The sequence below is a fragment of the Kushneria phosphatilytica genome (assembly GCF_008247605.1).
GTDB classification, from domain to species: domain Bacteria; phylum Pseudomonadota; class Gammaproteobacteria; order Pseudomonadales; family Halomonadaceae; genus Kushneria; species Kushneria phosphatilytica.
The window spans coordinates 396333-410093 of the sequence record NZ_CP043420.1; the positions used below are offsets into that span (position 1 = coordinate 396333).

Consider the following 13761-nt stretch of genomic DNA (forward strand, 5'->3'; position numbering starts at 1 on the left):
ATGCGGCCCTGATTCCGCATGGCTTCATGCTCGGATTGTCATGGAGTTGACCATGTCTCTTGCCGGTCTTTTCAGTCTGCTGGACAAGCTGATCAAGCTCGCCATTGCCATTGCACTGGTGCTGATGGTCGGTTTTGTGTTTACCAATGTCGTACTGCGCTACGCCTTTGACAGTGGGCTGACCTGGTCCAGTGAAGTTGCTCGGTATCTGTTTGTCTGGGTGGTCTTTCTGGGCTCGATCCTGGCAGTGGCCGATCATAGTCATCTGGGTGTGGATATTCTGGTCAGCCGGGTGCCGCTCTGGCTGCAGAAAGTACTGTTTGTCCTGTCGGTTATTCTGATTACCGGTGTCATGACCCTGGTGGTGCGAGGGCTTCTGATGCTCATCGAGCTGAATGTCGGCATTACCGGTCCGGCCACCGAACTGCCCATCAACAACTATTACTACGCCGGTATGGTATCGGCCGTGCTCATGTCACTGGTGCTGATCTTCCAGGCCGTCAGCTTCGCGCTGACCGGGCGTCACGGGCCTCAGTGGAGCCAGCCTCGGGATGGGAGCGCTGAACCATGATGGTTGTTATCTTCCTGGCCGTGCTGTTCTCACTGATGCTGATCGGCATGCCGATCGCTTTTGCGATGCTCTGCTCGGCCGTGGTGATGATGTGGTCGCAGGACATGTTCAATGTTACGACCCTGGCCGAACACTTCATTACCGGCGCCAACAGCTTTGCCCTGATGGCCATTCCCTTTTTTATCCTCACCGGTGAAATCATGAACGCCGGGGGCATTTCGAAACGCATTGTCGAGTTTGCCTCCTCGCTGGTCGGGCATGTGAAGGGTGGCCTGGGGTATGTCGCCATTATTGCCGGCGTCATTTTCGCCGGGCTCTCCGGCTCGGCCGTGGCCGATACGGCCGCACTGGGATCGATTCTGATTCCCATGATGGTGGCCCAGGGGTATGAAAAGCGGCGTTCGACAGGGCTGGTCGCTTCGGTAGGGATTGTCGGCACCGTTTTCCCGCCCAGCATCCCGCTGATTCTCTATGGGGTGGTAGGTGGCGTGTCGATTACGGGATTGTTCATGGGCGGCATTGTCCCCGGTATCCTGATGGCCATCGGCATGACCATTACCTGGTGGTTCGTGGCACGCCGGGCGGATACCCAACAGCTGGAAAAGGCCGACTGGTCACAGCGCCGTCGCGCTTTTCGACGCGCCTTCTGGGCACTGATGCTGCCACTGATCATTATCATCGGCCTGCGTGGCGGGGTGTTTACGCCTACTGAAGCCGGCGTAGTGGCGGCGGTTTATGCCTTCGTGATCAGCCTGTGTCACCGTGAGCTGAAAATGACCCAGCTGTTCGAGGTGCTGGCCGGTACGGCAAAGACCACGGCCATCGTCATGCTGATTGCCTCGGCGGCGATCGTGACAGCTTATGCCATTACCGTGGCTCAGGTGCCGGCACAGATTGCAGCGGGCCTGACCAGCATTACCGACAGCCCCACGCTGATGATGCTGATCATCATGGTAATTCTGCTGCTGTTCGGCTGTGTCATGGACATGACCCCGGCCGTGCTGATCTTTGCGCCGGTGCTGATCCCTGTGGTTCAGCAGCTGGGGATCGACCCCATCTATTTCGGGGTGGTCATGATCATCAATCTGTCGATCGGTCTGATTACACCTCCCGTGGGCACCGTACTGTATGTCGGTTGCAGCATCAGCCGGATCAGCATTATCGATATTACGCGCGGTATCTGGCCGATGCTGGTGATGTATGTCGCCATTCTGTTCGCCCTGATCCTGTTTCCCTCGATTGTCACGGTGCCGCTGAGTATTCTGCACGGTGGCTGAGTTCTGGAGTTGGCATGAAAAGATCCCTGTCCCGCTGGCGGCGTTTTGATCAGGCGCGAAGCATTGCAGAGCTGGCTGAAATCGCGCGTCGGCGCCTGCCCAACTTTGTCTACGAATATATTCACGGGGGCTCGGATGACGAGGTCACTCTTGCCAATAATCGCGCCGTGTTTGATCGCTATCGGTTCACGCCCAGAACGCTGACCGATGTCAGCCATCGCGATCTCGGATGTACGCTGTTCGGGCGCCGGGTCGCCATGCCGATCGTGATCGGGCCGACCGGGTTCAATGGCATGGTGACCAAAAACGGCGATACGAAGCTGGCTCGTGCAGCAGCCGGACGAGGCATCCCCTTTACCCTCAGCAACGTGTCCACGGTGCCACTGGAGGAGATCGCCACTACACCCGGCGGTTGGCAGTGGATGCAGATCTATTTCTATCGTGACCGGGATTATGTGGAGCAACTGGTCAGCCGCTGTCGCGAATCGGGCTACGACACCATTGTTGTCACCACCGATAGTGCCATCTACGGCAACCGGGAATGGGATGCCCGCAATTATGCGCGCCCCTTCGTGCTCAACTGGCGCAACAAGCTGCATACACTGAGCCGGCCGCGCTGGATCCGGGATGTGCTCTATCCGGAGGGGATCCCGACCTTTAAAAACCTCGGCGATCTGCTGCCGCCCGAGGATGCTTCCGTGAAGGGGGCGGCGGCCGAAATCGGCAAGCATCTCATGCCGTCTTTGAGCTGGGAGGACATCCGCTGGCTGCGCGACCGGTGGTCCGGCAACCTGGTCATCAAGGGGATACTATCGGTTGAAGAGGCGCGTACGGCGGTCGAGTACGGCATCGATGGGATAGTGCTGTCCAACCATGGTGGCCGGCAGCTCGACAGTTCGGTCTCTCCGGTGGAAATCCTGCGTGAGGTGCGCGAGGCCGTAGGGGATCGGCTGACCCTGCTGCTCGATGGCGGGTTCAGGCGCGGCAGCGATATTCTCAAGGCGCGTTTGCTGGGGGCCGATGCCGTGCTGTTGGGGCGCACCACGCTTTACGGGCTGGGCGCCGGCGGTGAGGCCGGGGTTGATCATGCGCTTGGGCTGTTGCAGGGCGAGCTGGATCGCACGCTCGGGCTGCTGGGATGCAGTACTCTGGATGAGCTGGATGACGCTCTGATGAGATACACCGGGGGGTGATCAGCCCCGTGATGGCCATGTTCCAAATGGATAGCGGGCCGTTTTGTTATACCTTCGGGGGGCAGGGTAAAGTGGCTCGAAACCAGGCGTTGCGGGGATGACCGGCATGATGAACCGATCTCGGGAGAGATCTTCAAGCGATCACGCTTATATCGAAATTCGTGACAAGATCATTACGACGGTCCTGAAACCCGGCGAAAGGATCTCCGAAAAGGCGCTGTCCGAAGAGTTCGGTATCAGTCGCACGCCGATTCGCGAAGCCCTGATGAGATTGCGCTACGACGGTTTCGTGGACATCTTCGCCCAGCGCGGAACCTACGTAACGCCTATTCATCTGGAGGTAGTGCGGGCCGCCCATTACACCCGTTCGGTGCTCGAGTGTGCCCTGGTCAGAGACGCCGCTGCACACTGTAGCGAAAACGATGCTCGGGAACTTCAGGAGAATCTGGAACAGCAACGGCTGGTCTATCGGCAGAAAAGCCAGTTATACCGGATCGAAGAACTGGATGAAGCCTTGCATCAGAAGATAGCCGATATTGCCGGTCGGCCTTCTGTATGGCAGGTCATCTATCACGTTCAGCTGCACATCAATCGGGTCAGAACGCTTTTTCTCAACACGGCCAGAGTGCCGGCCATCATTGAGGAACATGAGCGAATCATTGGTGCTGTCTCCCGGCATGATGTTGCTGCCGCAGAAGCCGCCATGCAGGCGCATCTGGAATATATGGAAAACAATATTGAAAGATTGGCGAATGAATATTCGGAATATCTTTCATGACCCTGGCTGTTGAATTGTCGAAAAAACACCGGTTATGCCTGCCTGTTTTAGTGTGTTTCGGGGTTCGGTGACCTTGTCTGAATTGTTCAGTGCTGACTCCTGATGCGCCGAGCAGTGGCTGAAAAACCTGCCTGTCCTGACCTCTGCACTGCCACACCAATCCTGCCATTGCTTCGTTTCTTCTGCGTTTTCTGTAGATCGTCATTTGGTCTTTTTACCTATTGTCCCGGCTTTATTAAAACCATCCGAAATGGCTTTGATACTGGTTGACGACGAAGATAAAGCCATTTTACCAGGTCGTTGCTGGTTCGAATTGCTTTCTGAATGAAAAATGTCTGACAGTCTTTTTTGCGAATCGATATTTTTTCAAATGTCGAGCAAGAGAATATTTATTCATGCAGATAATAATGAATAAATATTCTTTGTTTTTATGGTCTGATTTTTGCTGCAAGCGACTGATTTTATTGATTTTAATTTAATTAAAAGACCAATGTCTAATGCCATTTATTATCTTTTTAATTGACCGGAATAAACGTTGAGAGCAATCATTTTTCCACGCCAATGAAATATTCACTGTGTGAATAAATATTCAGGAGTGGGAGATGGTTGATCGGAAATCCTTACCTCCAGTGGAGGTTGCCCGCCATTGTCACAGCATGCGCAAGCTGATCATTCAAACGATCGGGACTGCTGGAATGGGCCATATCGGCGGTGACCTGTCGGTGACCGATATTCTGGGCAGCCTCTATTTTCATGTGCTGCAGTACGATCCCGAACAGCCGCATCATCCGGAACGTGATCGTTTCATCATGAGCAAGGGTCACTGTGCCGTAGCGCTTTACACCGTGATGGCCAGTGCCGGTTATTTTCCCGTTGATGAACTGTCGACCTTTATCCAGCCCCGCTCGCGTCTTAATGGTCATCCCTGCAACGTCAAACTGCCCGGCGTTGAAACCAGTACCGGCCCATTGGGTCATGGATTACCGGTGGGCGTTGGCGCCGCTATCGGCGCGAAACTTCAGCAAAAGAGCTGGCAGGTATTTGTCGTAGTGGGTGATGGCGAATTGCAGGAAGGCAGTAATTGGGAAGCGGCCATGACGGCTGCCTACAAGCAACTCGACAACCTGACCCTGATCATCGATCGCAATCGCATGCAGCAGGGGGATCACACGCAGGATGTCACCTCCATGGAACCGCTGGCCGACCGCTTTACGGCCTTTGGCTGGGAAACGCATGAGGTTGATGGCCATGATCATGCCGCACTGATCAACGCCCTGACCGCCCCACGTACCCCCGGAATGCCGCGTTGCCTGGTCGCTCACACCATCAAGGGCAATGGTATTTCCTTCATCCGTGACCGCGTTGAGTGGCATCACAAGGTGCCAACGCCGGAACAGATCGAACAGGCCCTTGCCGAGCTGGAGAGCACTCCATGAGTACCGCTACCGAGAACCAGGTCATGCTTCACGATTGCCGTGATGCCTTCGCTGCCACGCTTGAACAACTGGCCCGAGCCGATGAACGCATCGTCACCGTTGCCAATGATTCGGTGGGCTCCAGCAAGCTGGGTTCCTTTCGCAAGCAGTGGCCCGAGCGGCTGGTCAATGTAGGTATTGCCGAACAGTCCCTGGTCGGTGTCGGCGCAGGTCTGGCCAACTCGGGTCTGATTCCGTTCGTCTGTGCGGCGTCCTGCTTTCTTACCGGCCGCGCCCTGGAGCAGATCAAGGCCGATATCGCCTACTCACAGGCCAACGTCAAACTCTGCGGCATCAGCAGCGGCGTGGCCTACGGGCAGCTGGGGCCCACTCACCACTCCATCGAAGACCTGGCATGGACCCGCGTTCTCGATGGGCTGGAAATATTTGTCCCGGTCGATGATGTCGAGACCGCTCAGGTCATTCGCTACGTCGCTGACAGCGATCGCCCCGCCTTTGTTCGTCTGAGTCGAATGGGCGTACCCACGCTGATGAGCGAGGACTACCAGTTCAGGCCGGGCCAGGCACCGGTGTTGCGTCAGGGGAACGACATCACCCTGATCGGATGTGGTGTCACTGTCTGTCGGGCATTGGAGGCCGCCGAGCAGCTGGCGCAGTCAGGCATTGAGGCGCGCGTGATCAGTTGCACGAGCATTGCGCCACTGGATCGCAACACCCTGCTAAGCGCGGCGCGCGAGACCGGCCATCTGCTGACCCTCGAGGAGCACAGTGTCCGTGGCGGTATGGGCAGTGCGGTGGCCGAGCTGGTAGCGCAGGAAGCGCCCTGTCGCATGAAACTGCTGGGCTTCGAGTCATTTGCTCCGACCGGTGCTGCCGGCTGGTTGCTGGATGATGCCGGCATGTCGGTTGAGGGCATCGTAACGTCAGCCCATGCGCTGCTGAAGTAAGGAGCTTCGGTATGGCTACGTCTGCAATTCTGGCCATTGATCAGGGCACCACCAATTCCAAGGCGCTACTGCTGGATATGGCAGGCAGACCCATTGCCCGCGGACAGTGCGCCATCGAGTGCCACTATCCGCGCAGTGGCTGGGTCGAACAGAGCGGTGAGGCGCTTTTTCAGAGTGTACTGAGCGCGATCGATCACTGCCTGGACGGGCATGACGATGTCGACATCCTGGCATTGGGCATTTCGTCGCAGCGCGAGTCGGCAATGGCATGGAGTGCGAGAGATGGACGTCCGCTCGGGCCCTGCATCAGCTGGCAATGTCGCCGGAGCCAGCCACAGTGTGACGCGCTCGAAAAGGCCGGCGTCTCTTCACGTGTTCGCGAGCTGAGTGGTCTACCGCTCGACCCGCTCTTTTCGGCCGCCAAGTTCCGCTGGCTGCTCGAGCACGTCAGTGATGAGTGTGCTGTCGCGGATATCCGCCTGGGGACGGTGGACAGCTGGCTGCTGTGGAAACTGACCGGCCATCGCCTTCATCTGACCGATCTGTCGAATGCCTCAAGAACCCAGCTTTGCGACATTCATCGCGGTAGCTGGTCTGCAGAGCTGACCGAGCTGTTTGGGGTTCCTATCCGGCACCTGCCGGAAATCCGTCACTCGGCGGATGACTTCGGGACAACCGCCAGCGGTCTCGGCAAGTTGCCGGCGGGTATCCCGATCCTCTCGATGGTGGGGGATTCGCATGCCGCCCTGTTGGCACAGGGGGGCCATGACAGCCGGATCGTCAAGGCGACTTACGGGACAGGCTCATCGGTGATGACCACGACCGGAGATCAGCCGGTCGAGGGGCGCGGTCTTGCGACCACTGTCGCCTGGGAAACGGACCAGGGGCGCGTCTATGCACTTGAAGGCAACGTGACCGTCAGCGCTGCAGTACTGCCGTGGGTGGCGCGATTGCTGGGACTGGAAGGGTCGGTAGAGCGGCTGGGGGAACTGGCCCGAGCGGCTGACCCACAAGGCAGTGAAATACTGGTGCCGGCCATGGTAGGGCTGGGGGCGCCGCGCTGGGTGGGTGGACTGAGTGCTCTGATGGATGGTCTGACCTTCAGTACCGGCCCCGCCGAGATTGCCCTGGCGGCCTTCGACTCGATCGTGTTCCAGATCCGTGATGTCGTCGATGCCATGCAGGCCGCAGGCCGTGCTCGGGATCTGCCTCCGCTGTCGGCCCTGAAGGCCGATGGGGGGGCCAGTTGTAATGACTGGCTGATGCAACGTCAGGCAGAGGCACTGGATCTTCATGTTCAGCGGGCCCGCTTTGCCGAGCTCTCGGCACTCGGCGCGGCATTGCTGGCCGGCCATCAGCACGGCTGCTGGCGCGCCCCTGATGCCTTTGCCGCAGTACTGCCCGAGCATGATGACTTCTCGCCCCGGGATGCCGCTGCCTTCAAGCCTCGCCACGATCAGTGGCTGCGGGCTGTGGCGCGTACCCTGCACGGCACGCCTGCTGCAGTCGAGGAGGTGTCATGAGACCGGAGTACGAATTGCGGCTGGCGACGCGTGCCGCTCACCTGTACTGGGTCGAGAACATGCGTCAGGCCGATATTGCCGCACGTATCAACGTGTCCCAGGCGGGGGTCTCACGGCTGCTCAAGCGCGCTCAGCGCGAGGGCATCGTCACTGTATCGATCACGCCCCCGCGCGGTAGCCATCACCAGCTCGAGGCACAGCTTGCGCAGTCACTGGGGCTGGAAGAGGTGATCATCACCGACGCCCCGGATGATAGTGAAGCCGCCATTATCGCCAGTGTCGGTGATGCGGCAGCGCAGTATCTGGAAGCCACCCTGCAAAGCGGCGACCACATCGGCATCTCCTCATGGAGTTCGTTTCTGCTGTCGATGTCGGACCAGCTGCGTGAGAGCCGCCAGCTCAGTGCCGAACGGGTCGTCCAACTGATGGGCGGGATGTCCAATGGCGGTGTCGAGCATCTTGCCGAGAGCCTGACATTGCAGCTGGCTCGGCAGCTGCATGCGCATCCCGCCTTCATGCATGTCGCCGGCATTGCCAGTTCTGCTGCGGCCTGTCAGGTCATGTGCGAAGAGCCTTATGTCCGGGACACGATTCAGCTTTTTGACCACCTGACCGTTGCCCTGCTGGGTATCGGCACGCTGGAGCCCTCCCGCTTCCTGGCCCGCAGCGGCAATACCTTCTCGGATACCGAGCTTGCTGACCTGGCTGCTTCGGGTGCGGTGGGCGATGTCTGTCTGCGCTTTTTCGATGCCCAAGGCCGACTGGTCGATCATCCCCTCAATCAACGCGTTGTCGCGATCTCCCCCGAGACCCTGCAGCGCGTGCCGCGACTGATCGGGGTGGCCGGTGGTGCACAGAAGATCGAGGCCATTCGTGCCGCTGCCCTGGGAGGATGGGTTCGGGTGCTGGTGACCGACACCTTCACGGCCGAACGGCTGGCAGCACAAACGGTGACGGAGCCCATCGTGCCGTCTGCCACGTCACTTGCCCCCTGACGCAACAGGAGAAACCAACATGAGACGTTTCGAGGGACAGACCGCAGTGTTGACCGGTGCCGATCGAGGCATAGGGCTTGCGATCGCCACACGTTTTGTCGAAGAGGGTGCCAGCGTGGCGCTGGCCTCCAATCGTCCCGAGGTACACGAGGCTGCTGCTGCCCTCGAAAGCCTCATCGAGGAGCAGTCCCTGCCAGGCCGGGTGATGGCCGTCAGACTGGATGTCACGAGCGCCGAGGAGGTCAACGCGTTCTATGCCGGCGTGATCGAGCGTTTCGGGCGTATTGATATCTCCGTTCAAAACGCCGGAATTATCACCATCGCCCCGCTTGAGGAACTCTCCGAAGAGGCGTGGCGGCGCGTACTCGATGTCAATACCACCGGTGTCTTCCTCTGTTGCAAGGCGGCACTGCATTACATGAAAAGCGCCGGCCATGGCCGCCTGATCAACATGGCTTCGGGGCAGGCGCGACAAGGCTTTATCTACACCCCGCATTACGCCGCCAGCAAGTTCGGCGTGCTGGGACTGACCCAGAGTCTGGCACGGGAGTTTGCCTCTGCCGGGATCACCGTCAACGCCATCTGTCCGGGCATCGTGGAAACCGATATGTGGCAGTACAACGATCACCACTGGGGTCAGCTGCTGGGTGATTACGGCCCCGGAGAACTGATTCGTGAATGGGTGGCCGGTGTGCCCATGAAACGCGCGGCACAGCCGCGAGAGATTGCCGGTACCGCCGCCTTTCTGGCATCGCGGGATGCCGACTACATCACCGGACAGGCCATCAATGTGGATGGCGGTCTGATCATGTCCTGAGTGCTGAGCACGATAAAAAGAGGTTCACCATGGCAACAGAGTACGACATGTCATTGCGCTACGGCGTCGATCCCGATCAGTCGCTGACCGGCAGGGTGGCGCTGGTGACCGGCGGCCTCGGCGGCATTGCCACCGCCGCCAACGAGGCAATGCTGGCGAAGGGCGCCAACATCGCCATCTTCTATCCCGAGTTCGAATCCGATCGGGTCGATGAAGTCATGGCGCACTATCCCGCCGAGCGTGTAAAGGCGTGGTGCTGTGATGTCACCAGCGAGCAGGAAGTTGCCCGCGGCGTCAGGGAAGTGATCGAGTACTTCGGGGATCTGCATATCCTGGTCAATGCGGCCGGTACCATCACCCTGACTCCGGCGGAAGATATTTCTCTTGCGGAGTGGCAGCGCCAGATCGATGTCTGCCTGACCGCCCCATTCATCTGTGCCCGTGAGGTCGGTCGCCATCTGCTGTCCAGTCAGCATGGCGGCAAGATCATCAATATCGCTTCTCAGGCGGCCACGGTCGCCATTGATCATCACTGCGCCTACACCTCGGCCAAGGCCGGTCTGATCGGCATGACCAAAACCCTGGCCAAGGAGTGGGGGCCGCATGGCATCAACGTCAATACCATTTCTCCCACGGTGGTCCTGACCCCCATGGGGGCCGCCGCCTGGCAGGGTGAAAAGGGCGAGCGCATGAAGTCGATGATTCCCACCGGACGCTTCGCCTACACCGACGAGATCGCCGCCAGCATCGTGTTTCTGGCCTCCAACAGCAGCGACATGATCAACGGCGCCGATCTGCTGATCGATGGTGGCTACACCATCTGGTGAGGCAGCTGAAGGTTGGCAAAAGCGCTGCATTTGCAGCACATGACGACAACAATTTCTCCAAGGAGAACCTCATGAAAATGTCACGCCCCTTTCCACTGAAGGTCACCCTGGGTGCGGCCCTGTTATCCGTAACAGCGCTGGCGCTTTCGCCGCTGGCACTTGCCGCCGAGGGCAAGAGTAGTGATCGAAGCATTGTGATTCTGGTCAACTCGCTGGACAACCCCTATTACGCCGCTGAAGCCAACGCCGCCAGGGAACAGGCGCAGGAGCTGGGCTATCAGGCTCGAGTGCTCTCTCATCAGGAAGACGTCAATCGCCAGCGTGAGCTGATCAGCTCGGTGGTCGCCCAGGGTGCTGATGGCATCGTACTCGACAACGCCGATTCTTCGGCCAGCGTTGCGGCAGTGCGCTACGCCACTGAAAAGGATGTCCCGGTAGTACTGATCAATCGCGAGATCCCCGAGGATGGCATCGCCATTGCCCAGCTCAGCCATAACAACGTTCAGGCTGCCTCTCAGGTGGCCCAGCGCTTTGTCGAGAAGGTGGGCGAGAAGGGCGAGTATGTCGAGCTGACCTGCAACCTGGCCGACAACAACTGCGTGACCCGTTCCCAGGCCTTTCACCGGGTGCTGGACCAGTATCCCGACCTTCAGATGGTGGCGCGACAGGATGCCGGTGGTGAACTGCTGCGTGCCAAGCAGGCCATGGATTCGATCCTGCAGGAGCGCCCCGACATCAATGGTGTTGTCTCCGGTAACGGTCCGGTGGCACTGGGCGCCATTGCTTCGCTCAAGGCCGCCAACAAGCAGGGCGTCACCGTGGTCGGTATCGACGGCAGCAATGACGAGCGCAATGCCGTGCGCAGTGGCGATCTCTATGCCACCTCGATGCTGCAGGCTCAGGAGCTTGCCCGCCAGGGGGTCAGGGAGCTCGATCAGTATCTCGAAACCGGCAGTACCGGCCAGCCCGAGCGTCAGCTCTTTCGCGGCATCCTGATCACCAGTGATAACGCGAAGTGTGTGCAGGATTTCGAGTATCAGTGCCAGTGAAGCGGCAAACCAGGGGGAGCGCCCATGGCGCTCCCGGCTTCCCGAACGGGAGTTGAAATATGTATATATCGCGCAGGCGTGGCCAGTTATCGCTGGTGGTGGTCGCCATGCTACTGCTGGGTATGACGACCACCGGCTTTCGACTGGTCTCCGATCAGGAACTCGAAAAAATTCGTTCGGCCGATCAGGGGCCGGCGATCGATCCCGCGCAGGTATTCGAGCAGCAGCTGGTCCCCTGGGCAACACAGCGTGCCACGCCGCTTGCGAAGGTCCTGGCTGCCATTGATGAAAAAGGCTTTACGGCTGCCTGTCAGGCGTATGGCGTGCAGACCAGTCAGGCATTTCCCTGCACCTTCTGGGTGAAGGTGGCCGGGACCGTGAAGCAGGTAGCGCGTGGGTCGCGGGTGGGTCGGGTCAGTATCGAGACCAATGCCAGTCGCCAGGTGAATCTGATGGTCGGCCCGGTGATCCCCGGAACCGCCATCCGCGATGGCTTCCCGGAGATCAAATACAGCGATTTCAGCAATCAGAACAGTTTCGCCGACTTCGCTGACGGTCTGAATCAGCAGGTTGAGCAAGTGATCGAGCGTCATGGCGAACTGTCTGCCGGCCAGTCGCTTGAGGCAGTTGGTGCCTATGCCACCTGGGATGGCATGGATCGAAGCATCGATATCGTGCCTGTCGCGCTGCATCACCAGGAGGGGCACTGAGATGACTACCTACCCGGTTCAACGAGAGCAGGCACCCGGCACTGTTGCCGAATCCGCCAATGAGCGTGAGGCTGGTTTGCAAAAGAAGGGTGAGCCGCTTGTCAGACTCCGGAATGTCAGCAAGCGCTACCCCGGCACACTGGCGCTGGATGATGTCAGCTACGCGGTCTATCCGGGCAGCGTTAATGTGCTGATCGGTGAAAATGGTGCGGGCAAGTCGACGCTGATGAAGATTCTCGCCGGTGCCGAACGCCCCAGTGACGGCGAGATTCTGGTCGATGATCACGCGGTGTCCTTCGGCGGCGTACGCGATGCCGAAAAGGCGGGCATTGGCATTATCTTTCAGGAACTCAATCTGTTCCCCGACCTGACCATTACCGAAAACCTGTTTATTGGCAGTGAAAAGCGTCGCCTCGGCCTGATTGATGTCGGCAGCCAGCAGCGTGATGCCAAAAAGCTGCTGGAACGCGTAGGGCTGCACCTGAACCCCGCGACCCGGCTGGGCGACCTGCATGTTGGTCAGCAGCAGCTGGTCGAAATTGCCCGTGTGCTGGGGCGCAATGTGCGGGTTTTGATCATGGATGAACCGACCTCGGCACTGAGCCAGACCGAAGTCGAGGTGCTGTTTTCGATCATCGAGAATCTGCGCCGCGAAGGGGTCGCGATTATCTACATTTCGCATCGCCTCGAAGAGATCATGCGTATCGGCGATCACATTACGGTACTGCGGAACGGTCGCGTAGTGGGGGTGGATCAGATTGCCCGAATCGATATCCCGTGGATTGTTCAGCAGATGGTCGGGGACGAAAAAAAGGCCTTCGATTACAGCCCTCGGGAAACAGGAGAGACGCTGCTGGCGGTCAGGAATCTGTGGCTGCGCCGCAGTAATGGCACGCTGGCGCTCGATAACATCAGCTTCACTGCCGGACGCGGCGAGATCATTGGCATCTACGGGCTGATGGGCGCCGGTCGTACCGAGCTCATGGAGGTACTGCTGGGGCTGCATGGTAGTGCGCGAGGTGACATCGAGCTGGACGGAAAGTCGCTGGCTCATGGCCAGCCTGCGCGCCATATCGGCGCGGGGATCGCGCTGGTACCGGAGGATCGTCAGAGTCACGGCATGTTTCAGCCGTTGTCAGTGCGCGACAACATGACCCTTTCAAGTCTGAGGCGGTACTGCGGTGGGCTGCCCGGCCTCAATCTCATTATGTCACGCCGGGAACAACACCACTCCCGGCGGATGATCGAATCACTGGGCATCAAGACGGCGGATGATACGCTGCCGATCACCTCGCTCAGCGGGGGGAACATGCAGAAGGTCGTCATTGCCCGTGCGCTTCTCACGCAGCCCCGGATCCTCCTGTTCGACGAGCCTACCCGCGGTGTCGATGTCGGGGCCAAGGCCGATATCTACCGCGCCATGAGCGATATTGCAGCCCAGGGCGTCACTATTCTCTACACCACTTCGGAACTGGACGAGGCGCTGGCAGTATCCGATCGGGTACTGGTCATGGCCGCCGGTCGCATCACGGCAGATCTACGCCGTGAAGAGGCCGATCGCAATCACATCATGCAGAAATCAGCGCCCACCGTCGTTTCCGACGAGGATGGCAGTACACAAGGAGTCTCGCAGTGACT

Annotated in this window: 13 protein-coding genes; all 13 read left to right on the plus strand. The window is 59.1% G+C overall.

All coding sequences use genetic code 11. The features are described from left to right. The first annotated feature begins 52 nt into the window (after nucleotides 1-52). The 13 genes from FY550_RS01715 to FY550_RS01775 all read left to right on the plus strand — a co-directional run bounded on the left by FY550_RS01715 (nucleotide 53) and on the right by FY550_RS01775 (nucleotide 13759). Nucleotides 53-571, plus strand: a complete 519-nt coding sequence (locus FY550_RS01715) for a TRAP transporter small permease (RefSeq protein ID WP_168201476.1) — start codon at nucleotides 53-55, stop codon at nucleotides 569-571. Next, on the plus strand, nucleotides 568-1848 hold the full coding sequence (locus FY550_RS01720) for a TRAP transporter large permease (RefSeq protein ID WP_084388265.1): 1281 nt from the start codon (nucleotides 568-570) through the stop codon (nucleotides 1846-1848). Before FY550_RS01715 ends, FY550_RS01720 begins: the two co-directional genes overlap by 4 nt. 14 nt (nucleotides 1849-1862) lie before the next feature. After that, on the plus strand, nucleotides 1863-3041 hold the full coding sequence (locus tag FY550_RS01725) for an alpha-hydroxy acid oxidase (protein ID WP_070981117.1): 1179 nt from the start codon (nucleotides 1863-1865) through the stop codon (nucleotides 3039-3041). A 106-nt stretch (nucleotides 3042-3147) separates the two neighbouring features. Next, nucleotides 3148-3819 carry a GntR family transcriptional regulator gene (locus tag FY550_RS01730; RefSeq protein WP_168169365.1) on the plus strand — a complete coding sequence of 224 codons (672 nt, stop codon included), beginning with the start codon at nucleotides 3148-3150 and terminating at the stop codon, nucleotides 3817-3819. 602 nt (nucleotides 3820-4421) lie between these two features. Then, nucleotides 4422-5255, plus strand: coding sequence for a transketolase (locus FY550_RS01735; RefSeq protein ID WP_070981122.1), 834 nt, complete (start codon nucleotides 4422-4424; stop codon nucleotides 5253-5255). Then, nucleotides 5252-6202 carry a transketolase family protein gene (locus FY550_RS01740; RefSeq protein WP_139148760.1) on the plus strand — a complete coding sequence of 317 codons (951 nt, stop codon included), beginning with the start codon at nucleotides 5252-5254 and terminating at the stop codon, nucleotides 6200-6202. The genes FY550_RS01735 and FY550_RS01740 overlap by 4 nt, the downstream gene beginning before the upstream one ends. An 11-nt stretch (nucleotides 6203-6213) precedes the next feature. Beyond that, entirely contained in the window at nucleotides 6214-7725 is a 1512-nt protein-coding gene (locus FY550_RS01745) for an FGGY family carbohydrate kinase (RefSeq protein WP_070981124.1), read from the plus strand. Then, nucleotides 7722-8720, plus strand: a complete 999-nt coding sequence (locus FY550_RS01750) for a sugar-binding transcriptional regulator (RefSeq protein ID WP_070981126.1) — start codon at nucleotides 7722-7724, stop codon at nucleotides 8718-8720. The genes FY550_RS01745 and FY550_RS01750 overlap by 4 nt, the downstream gene beginning before the upstream one ends. Before the next feature lie 19 nt (nucleotides 8721-8739). Then, on the plus strand, nucleotides 8740-9537 hold the full coding sequence (locus FY550_RS01755) for an SDR family NAD(P)-dependent oxidoreductase (RefSeq protein WP_070981129.1): 798 nt from the start codon (nucleotides 8740-8742) through the stop codon (nucleotides 9535-9537). A 29-nt stretch (nucleotides 9538-9566) separates the two neighbouring features. After that, complete coding sequence (locus FY550_RS01760; RefSeq protein WP_070981131.1) at nucleotides 9567-10364, plus strand: GolD/DthD family dehydrogenase; 798 nt, start codon at nucleotides 9567-9569, stop codon at nucleotides 10362-10364. 71 nt (nucleotides 10365-10435) lie between these two features. Continuing rightward, the gene (locus FY550_RS01765; protein WP_199287832.1) at nucleotides 10436-11413 is read left to right on the plus strand and encodes a D-ribose ABC transporter substrate-binding protein; all 978 of its coding nucleotides are present in this window, start codon (nucleotides 10436-10438) and stop codon (nucleotides 11411-11413) included. Nucleotides 11414-11472: 59 nt separating this feature from the next. After that, entirely contained in the window at nucleotides 11473-12123 is a 651-nt protein-coding gene (locus FY550_RS01770; RefSeq protein ID WP_070981133.1) for a DUF2291 family protein, read from the plus strand. Nucleotide 12124: 1 nt separating this feature from the next. Then, nucleotides 12125-13759: a sugar ABC transporter ATP-binding protein gene (locus tag FY550_RS01775; RefSeq protein WP_084388266.1), complete on the plus strand. Its 1635-nt coding sequence runs from the start codon at nucleotides 12125-12127 to the stop codon at nucleotides 13757-13759. Nucleotides 13760-13761 lie beyond the last annotated feature (2 nt).

Bases quoted from the DNA above. Each gene is read 5' to 3' on its own strand.
- FY550_RS01715 (WP_168201476.1), top strand. From the start codon at position 53: ATGTCTCTTGCCGGTCTTTTCAGTCTGCTGGACAAGCTGATCAAGCTC.
- FY550_RS01720 (WP_084388265.1), top strand. From the start codon at position 568: ATGATGGTTGTTATCTTCCTGGCCGTGCTGTTCTCACTGATGCTGATC.
- FY550_RS01725 (WP_070981117.1), top strand. From the start codon at position 1,863: ATGAAAAGATCCCTGTCCCGCTGGCGGCGTTTTGATCAGGCGCGAAGC.
- FY550_RS01730 (WP_168169365.1), top strand. From the start codon at position 3,148: ATGATGAACCGATCTCGGGAGAGATCTTCAAGCGATCACGCTTATATC.
- FY550_RS01735 (WP_070981122.1), top strand. From the start codon at position 4,422: ATGGTTGATCGGAAATCCTTACCTCCAGTGGAGGTTGCCCGCCATTGT.
- FY550_RS01740 (WP_139148760.1), top strand. From the start codon at position 5,252: ATGAGTACCGCTACCGAGAACCAGGTCATGCTTCACGATTGCCGTGAT.
- FY550_RS01745 (WP_070981124.1), top strand. From the start codon at position 6,214: ATGGCTACGTCTGCAATTCTGGCCATTGATCAGGGCACCACCAATTCC.
- FY550_RS01750 (WP_070981126.1), top strand. From the start codon at position 7,722: ATGAGACCGGAGTACGAATTGCGGCTGGCGACGCGTGCCGCTCACCTG.
- FY550_RS01755 (WP_070981129.1), top strand. From the start codon at position 8,740: ATGAGACGTTTCGAGGGACAGACCGCAGTGTTGACCGGTGCCGATCGA.
- FY550_RS01760 (WP_070981131.1), top strand. From the start codon at position 9,567: ATGGCAACAGAGTACGACATGTCATTGCGCTACGGCGTCGATCCCGAT.
- FY550_RS01765 (WP_199287832.1), top strand. From the start codon at position 10,436: ATGAAAATGTCACGCCCCTTTCCACTGAAGGTCACCCTGGGTGCGGCC.
- FY550_RS01770 (WP_070981133.1), top strand. From the start codon at position 11,473: ATGTATATATCGCGCAGGCGTGGCCAGTTATCGCTGGTGGTGGTCGCC.
- FY550_RS01775 (WP_084388266.1), top strand. From the start codon at position 12,125: ATGACTACCTACCCGGTTCAACGAGAGCAGGCACCCGGCACTGTTGCC.